Origin of the sequence: Streptomyces sp. PU-14G, assembly GCF_041028275.1 — a bacterium.
In the GTDB taxonomy this organism is placed as follows: Bacteria; Actinomycetota; Actinomycetes; order Streptomycetales; family Streptomycetaceae; genus Streptomyces.
The window spans coordinates 1-7,109 of sequence record NZ_JASKYT010000327.1 but is presented as its reverse complement, the minus strand read 5'-3'; the positions used below and the strand labels follow the sequence as shown (position 1 = coordinate 7,109).

Below are 7,109 nucleotides of genomic sequence, written 5' to 3'. Positions count from 1 at the left end.
GGTTCCGGTTGGGTACGGTGTTTATGCCCGGTTCCGTGCGGAGTTGGCCGTGGGGGCGGTTGCGCGACAGGGGCGGGGTGGCGAGGTCGATCCGGCCCTCGGGAATACCGTCGCTATTCGAACGCATTTCGAACTCAGCACCTACTACCCGTCCGTAGTCCGCCGAAAGACGGCTGATTGCCCTTTTCCCGAGCGGCTGAAACACCCCGAAGATTGTCGCCGTCGCGTACCGCCGGGTACAGTCGCCGCACTGCTCCGCCCCTGTCGCCGAGGCGAAAGAGAAGTTGGTGGTGAACGACCGTCATCCGTCGGGAGTCCCGAATCCCGACGACGACTCCGGTGCCGGCTTCTCGTACGAGCCCTATGGCGGGGACTACGGACAGTCGGCGTACGGCGCGTACGGTGAAGCCGCCTACTCGACGGACCCGCACGGTGGGTACCCCGTCGGCGCCTACGACTCCGCCGCAAGCTCTGCTGTCGACGCTTACGGCTCCCCTACGGGCCCTTACGCCTCCTACGGCGACGACGACCCGCTCTTCGGTGCCCTTCCGGGAGCCGAAGCGCATGCGGGTACCGCCGCCCAGTCCGGGACCGGCAGCTTTCCAGGCGCCTCCTGGGACAACACCGCGACCGGCTACACCTCCTGGGACGGCTCCGGCTCCGGCTCGTGGGACGCCGGCTACGGCACTCAGGCCACAGGAGCCCCCAGCATCCCGGCCCAGCCGGGACCCGGGCAAACGCATTACGGCTACCCGACGCCGGACGACGGGACGGGCCAGTGGACGTTCGGCGTGCAGGAAGCCGGGCCGGAGACCGCTGCCTGGGACTCGGCGTCCTGGAACGGCGGTTGGGACGCGCACGGTGACGGCCCGGCCGGCGACGCGACGGCCGGGGCGGGGACAGCCGGCTGGTACACGTCCGAGTGGGACACGTCCGGCTGGGACAACGCCGGTTGGCACGCGGGATCCTGGGAGACGGACGGCCGGGGGGTCGCGTACGGCTACGAGTCCCCCGTGGGCCATGAGCACGGCACCGCGTACCCAGGTGTCCAGCCCGACGGCTTCCCCACACACGAAGGCCTCGGAGATCACGCAGGTCACGTCGGCCACGCGGGCCACGTCGGCCACGCGGGCGACGGGAGTTATGACGGTCACGACGGGCTCCAGGCGTACGGCGGCTATGACGTCGACGGCATGAGCCACGCCCCGGGCCACGATCAGCACTTCCCGCAGGACCCGCCGCCTCAGTCCCCGCAGCAGGACTCCACCGCGCAGCATGACTCCACCGCGCAGTGGGACTTCTCCGACCTGTCGGAACACCAGCTGGCTTACGACGAGGCCGCCCCCGCACCGGACCCGTCGTCCGCACCTGCCGCGGCCCGCGTGGCGGACGAGGACACCATGGAGAGCGAGCTCCTCGACGAGCACGACGCGTCGGACTCCTCGGCTCCCGTGGCTCTCGGCACGGTCGGAAACGGCCCGTCCGCGCGTGGGCGCCGGCGCTCGCCCAAGCCCCGCCCCCGCCGTCGCGCATTGATGACCGTCGCGGTGCCGTCGGTGGCCGTCATGGGTGTGGCGGGCGCCGCTGCGGCCAGCGTGATGGGCAGCGACGACAGCGACAAGGACAGCGGCACCACCACCGTGGCGGCACCGGACGCCGCGCCGGTGAAGCCGTCGAGTGCCAACAGCAAGCTCGACACCCAGCTCGCGGGGCTCTCCGCCGACGCCGACGACTTCGCCGACCGGGCCAGCCGCACGCAGGAGCGCATCGACCTCAAGCAGCGCCAGGAGGCCGAGAAGGAGCGCAAGGCCAAGGAGGCGGCGCGCAAGGAAGCGATGCGCCCCAAGTTCGTCCTTCCGGTCAAGAACCACACGCTCAGCGCCCGCTACGGTCAGGCCGGGGTCAACTGGATGTCGGTGCACACCGGTATCGACTTCCCCGTCAGCTACGGCACCCCCGTGATGGCGGCCACCGATGGCACCGTCTCGACGAAGTACGACGTGTCGTACGGAAACATGGCCATCGTGACGGCCAAGGACGGCACGCAGACCTGGTACTGCCACCTGAGCAGCAACAAGATCCGGTCGGGGCAGGTGAAGGCGGGCGACGTCATCGCCTACTCGGGCAGCTCGGGCAACTCCACGGGCCCGCACCTCCACTTCGAGGTGCGCCCGGGCGGCGGCTCGGCCGTGGACCCGATCCCGTGGCTCCAGGACAAGGGCCTCAACATCAGCTAGCGGCACCCCCGGGCCCGCACTAGCGGAACCCCGGGCCCGCACCCGCCCAGGCCCGCCCGGGTGCGCACGGACGCAGCCTGTCGGTCGCGGCCCGCTCGCGTCGGTTCAGCTACGGCTGAAGACGTCGATGTAGCCGCCCCACTCGGGGCCGTCCCAGCTGATGTTCAGCTTCGACCCGTCCGGCTTGATCTCGACGGTGCCCTTCTGCCGGCCGTCGAGGGGCTTGGCGCAGTGCAGTTCGATGCGTGGCTTCTCGCTTCGCGGGCCGTCGATGTCGCCGGGGCAGGTCTGCTTGCCGGTCGCCTCGACCTTCGTACCGTCGATCTTCAGGGTTTCGAGGGGGCTGTCCTTGTTGCCCACCCGCCAGGTGCCGTCCAGCCCTGCGGGCGCCGGCTTACTCGGGGACTTCTCCTGTCCGGAACCTCCCCCGGACTCGCCACCCGCGCTCTTCCCGGCTCCCTCCTTGCCAGCATCCGTTTTTCCGGATTCCGCCTTGCCGGAGTCCTCGCCACCGGCGGACCCGGTGGACCCGGCGGACCCGGCGGACCCCCCGCAGCCCGCCAGCAGCCCGGCGGCCAGCACCAGTGCGGCGGGGCCCCACTTCTTACGCATGACAAGGTCTCCTCTCGCGCTGCCGGGGTGCGACTGCCTCTTCGTTCGGCACACTCGTCCGGTTCCACCCGGCCCCGCTAATGCATGTTTTAAAGCATTAGCGGCCGGAGGAGACTAGCATGCGGCCCTGGTAAGGGCTGACGGACGGGGAAGAACAGTGGTGGGCGCCGGGCGGTGGCGGTCGCGGGGGATGGCATGACACAGCAGCAGGCTCACGGATCGGTACGGCCAGGCGGCAGGACGGCCCGCACCCGGGCTGCGGTACTCGACGCGGCGCTGGGTGAGTTGGGGGCCGGGCAGTACGCCGAACTGACCGTCGAAGGCCTGGCTGCCCGGTCCGGGGTGCACGCCTCGACGATCCGCCGACGCTGGGGCTCGGTGCACGGGGTGGTCCTCGACCTGTTCGACCACGTCGCCGGAGAGATCCGCATTCCCGACACCGGCAACCTGCGCGAGGACCTGCGGCTCCTGGCCGAGGGCATCTGGACCCTGTACACGTCCGCGCAGCACCGCAACACCCTGTTCCGCATGGTCGCGGCGGCCACCGCGCATCCCGAGGGCGAGCGGACGGTGAGGGACTTCTTCGCCGCGCGCACCCGCCAGGTGTCCGGCATGGTCCGGCATGCCGCCGCCCGCGGAGAGATCCCCCAGGACACCGACGTGCTCGCCGTCATCGAGGCGGTGAGCGCGCCGATCTACTACCGGCTTCTGGTCAGCCGCCAGCCGCTGGACTCCGGGGTGGCGCGGCGGACGGCGGACGCGGCCTACCACGCGGCACGCGCCGGCGTCTTCGCCTTCGCCTGAGCGCTGCGTCAGACGCCCGCGGCTACAGCTTCTCCACCGGTGCGTACCGCAGCAGCAGCCGCTTGGGCTTCTCGCCGCCGAAGTCGATGGTGGCCTCGGCGTTGTCGCCACTGCCCTTGACGGCCTGGACGGTTCCCAGGCCGAAGCTGTCGTGGGTGACGCGGTCCCCGACCTGGAGGGAGACCACCGGCCGGTCCGTCGTCCGCCGCGTGGCGAAACCGGAGGGGCCCCCGCGTCGGGACGAGGCGCCCGCGGACGAGGAGAGGGAGGCGGCGATGCTCGACGGAGCCTGGGCGGGACCGCTTCCCGCGCCCGTCCGCTTCCAGTCGAGATACTCCCCCGGGATCTCCTCCAGGAAGCGGGAGGGCGGGTTGTAGGAGGGCTGGCCCCAGGCGCTGCGCATGGCCGCACGGGTGAGGTACAGCCGTTCCTGGGCGCGCGTGATGCCGACGTAGGCGAGCCTGCGTTCCTCTTCGAGCTCCTTGGCCTGGCCCAGGGCGCGCATGTGCGGGAAGACGCCGTCCTCCATGCCGGTCAGGAAGACGACGGGGAACTCCAGCCCCTTCGCGGTGTGCAGGGTCATGAGCGTGACGACGCCCTCCTCGTCGCCCTCCTCCGGGATCTGGTCGGAGTCGGCGACGAGTGCGACCCGTTCGAGGAAGTCGGCGAGGGTGCCGGCGGGCTCCTCCTCGCCGCGCTCCTGCTCGAACTCCAGGGCGACGGCGGCGAGCTCCTGGAGGTTCTCGATCCGGGTCTCGTCCTGGGGGTCGGTGGAGGACTGGAGCTCGGCGAGATATCCCGTCTGTTCCAGCACCGCCTCCAGCACCGTGGCAGGCCCGGCTCCGGACTCCACGACGGTGCGCAGCTCCTCCATGAGGACGTTGAAGCGCTTGACGGCGTTGGCGGAGCGGGCCGCCATGCCGTACGCCTCGTCGACGCGGACGAGCGCCTGCGGGAAGGTGATCTTCTCGCGGAGGGCCAGCGCCTCGATCATGGCCTCGGCGCGCTCGCCGATGCCGCGCTTGGGGACGTTGAGGATGCGGCGCAGCGGCACCGCGTCCTCCGGGTTGGCCAGCACCCGCAGGTAGGCCAGTATGTCGCGGACCTCGCGGCGCTCGTAGAAGCGCACGCCGCCGACGACCTTGTAGGGCAGGCCGACGCGGATGAAGATCTCTTCGAAGACACGGGACTGGGCGTTGGTGCGGTAGAAGACGGCGATGTCACCGGCGCGGACCTTCTCCCCGCCCGGCTTCCCTTCCGCGGCCTCCCCGCCCGCCTCCCCGTCCGCGAGGCGGTCGATCTCCTCGGCGACGAACTGGGCCTCGTCGTGCTCGGTGTCGGCGACGTATCCGGTGATCCGGGGGCCCGTACCCGCCCTCGTCCACAGGTTCTTGGGGCGGCGGTCGGCGTTGCGCTCGATGACGGCGTTCGCGGCGGACAGGATCGTCTGCGTGGAGCGGTAGTTCTGCTCCAGCAGGATCGTCGTCGCGTCCGGGTAGTCCTCCTCGAACTGGAGGATGTTGCGGATGGTGGCCCCGCGGAAGGCGTAGATCGACTGGTCGGCGTCGCCGACGACGCACAGCTCGGCCTGCTCCTCCGCCGGGCCGACGAGCTCGCGCACCAGCTGATACTGCGCGTGGTTGGTGTCCTGGTACTCGTCGACGAGGACGTGGCGGAAGCGGCGGCGGTAGTAGTCGGCGACGTCGGGGAACGCCTGGAGCAGGTGGACCGTCGTCATGATCAGGTCGTCGAAGTCCAGCGCGTTGGCCTCGCGCAGCCGCGCCTGATACATCGTGTAGGCCTCGGCGAGGGTCTTCTCAAACCCATCGGCCGCCTGCCCAGCGAAGTCCTCCTCGTCGATCAGCTCGTTCTTGAGGTTGGAGACCTTCGCGCTGAACGCCTTGGGCGGGAACCGCTTCGGGTCGAGGTCCAGATCGCGGCAGACCAGGGCCATCAGGCGCTTGGAGTCGGCCGCGTCGTAGATCGAGAACGACGAGGTGAAGCCCAGCTTCTTGCTCTCCCGGCGCAGGATGCGCACGCACGCGCTGTGGAAGGTGGACACCCACATCGACTGCGCGCGGGGCCCCACCAGATCGGCGACGCGCTCCTTCATCTCGCCGGCGGCCTTGTTGGTGAAGGTGATGGCGAGGATCTGGCCCGGGTGCACGTTCCTGGCACCGAGCAGGTAGGCGATGCGGTGGGTGAGCACCCGCGTCTTGCCGGAGCCGGCGCCCGCGACGATGAGCAGCGGGGAGCCGGCGTGCAGCACGGCCTCGCGCTGCTGCTCGTTCATCCCCTCCAGGAGCGCGGCGGGGTCGACGACGGAGCGGGGCGCGCCGTCACGGTGGTAGGCGTCACGCCCCGCGGCGGCGCCCGCACCCGCGCGCGGGCCTGCGAAGGTGCCCTGGAAGAGATCCTCGGGGATCTCCTCCTCGGGGCCCTGGTGCCCGTGCGAGCCGGGGGCCTCGGGGTCCTCGGGCGGTGGCGGCGCGTCCGCCTCGGGGCTCGTGCCGTCGAGGTCCGCCAGGAAGCTGTCGTCGAAGAGGCTGCTCATCGTCGTACGAGTCTAGGCCGACACACCGACACGCCTCACGCCCTGTGGAAAACCCGGCCTCCGAGTGCTTCGGATCACCGTGGACGGCCCACACCCACAGGCCAGGCCATGCCCACAGGTCACACCCACAGGTCACACCCGTAGGTCTCGCCCGCAGGCCAGGTCATGCCCACAGGCCATGCCCGTAGGTCGTGCCCACAGGACGGGTCACACCCACAGGACGGCGATGAAGATGTTGACCAGCGTCAGCAGGCCGACGGCTCCGAACAGCGGGGTGCTCACGCGCTCGTCGTCACGCTTGACGTAGGTGATGCCGAGGATCACGACGAACAGGGCGAGCTTGACGCCCATCTTGAGGTTGTTCACCGGACTGTCGTCGGCCTGGTGCAGGCCGATCATGGCGACACCGGTGACCAGCATGGTCAGCGCCCCGTGGAGCATGCCGGGGGCTATGCGGGCCTCACCCTTGCCCATCGCCTTCATCTGCGTGAAGAAACCGCCCAGGAGCGCGGCGATACCGATGACGTGCAGGCCGACGAAGACATTGATGAGTACGTCCATGCCGGTGAGCGTATCCGGGCGTTTCCGGCGCTCTTAGCACACCCCCGCCTTCGCCGTCGAGGCCGACACGGCATCGGTCGGCTCCGCGCATATGCGCCCGGCACCGTGCGGCCGACGAGCCGTACCGGACAGAGAAGGGCAGCTTGGGCCGATAGAGATCACTTGCGGTCATCCCCGTGCCCGGCAGCGGGGTCCGCACATAGCGTCCTCGTCAGGTGGCCGCGCCCCGCCGGTCGGCGCGGCCACCCCGGCAGCCGGGCCAGATGTGACCTCAGTGACACACCAGTGACACCCGTGAGGAAGTGACGGCCCCCATGGCCTCGCACCGCAAACCCCCACCC

Annotated in this window: 6 protein-coding genes; 2 read left to right on the top strand and 4 right to left on the bottom strand. The window is 70.3% G+C overall.

The features are described 5' to 3' along the window. The coding region (locus AB8Z75_RS27660; protein ID WP_369206653.1) for a hypothetical protein at positions 1–205 on the bottom strand (205 nt) is incomplete at its 3' end. Positions 206–287: 82 nt separating this feature from the next. On the opposite strand from AB8Z75_RS27660, the gene AB8Z75_RS27655 reads away from it, so the two are divergent. Further along, the gene (locus AB8Z75_RS27655) at positions 288–2,237 is read left to right on the top strand and encodes a M23 family metallopeptidase (RefSeq protein WP_369206651.1); all 1,950 of its coding nucleotides are present in this window, start codon (positions 288–290) and stop codon (positions 2,235–2,237) included. A gap of 105 nt (positions 2,238–2,342) precedes the next feature. Here the strand turns inward: AB8Z75_RS27655 and AB8Z75_RS27650 are convergent, their stop codons facing one another. After that, a complete protein-coding gene (locus tag AB8Z75_RS27650; protein WP_369206649.1) occupies positions 2,343–2,849 on the bottom strand; it encodes a hypothetical protein in 507 nt (168 codons plus the stop codon). Positions 2,850–3,044: 195 nt separating this feature from the next. On the opposite strand from AB8Z75_RS27650, the gene AB8Z75_RS27645 reads away from it, so the two are divergent. After that, entirely contained in the window at positions 3,045–3,653 is a 609-nt protein-coding gene (locus AB8Z75_RS27645) for a TetR-like C-terminal domain-containing protein (protein ID WP_369206647.1), read from the top strand. Between the two features lie 22 nt (positions 3,654–3,675). Here AB8Z75_RS27645 and pcrA read toward each other — a convergent pair whose 3' ends face one another. Beyond that, entirely contained in the window at positions 3,676–6,207 is a 2,532-nt protein-coding gene (gene pcrA / locus AB8Z75_RS27640) for a DNA helicase PcrA (RefSeq protein ID WP_369206645.1), read from the bottom strand. Between the two features lie 207 nt (positions 6,208–6,414). Then, positions 6,415–6,768, bottom strand: coding sequence for a hypothetical protein (locus AB8Z75_RS27635; RefSeq protein WP_369206643.1), 354 nt, complete (start codon positions 6,766–6,768; stop codon positions 6,415–6,417). Between the last annotated feature and the right edge of the window lie 341 nt (positions 6,769–7,109).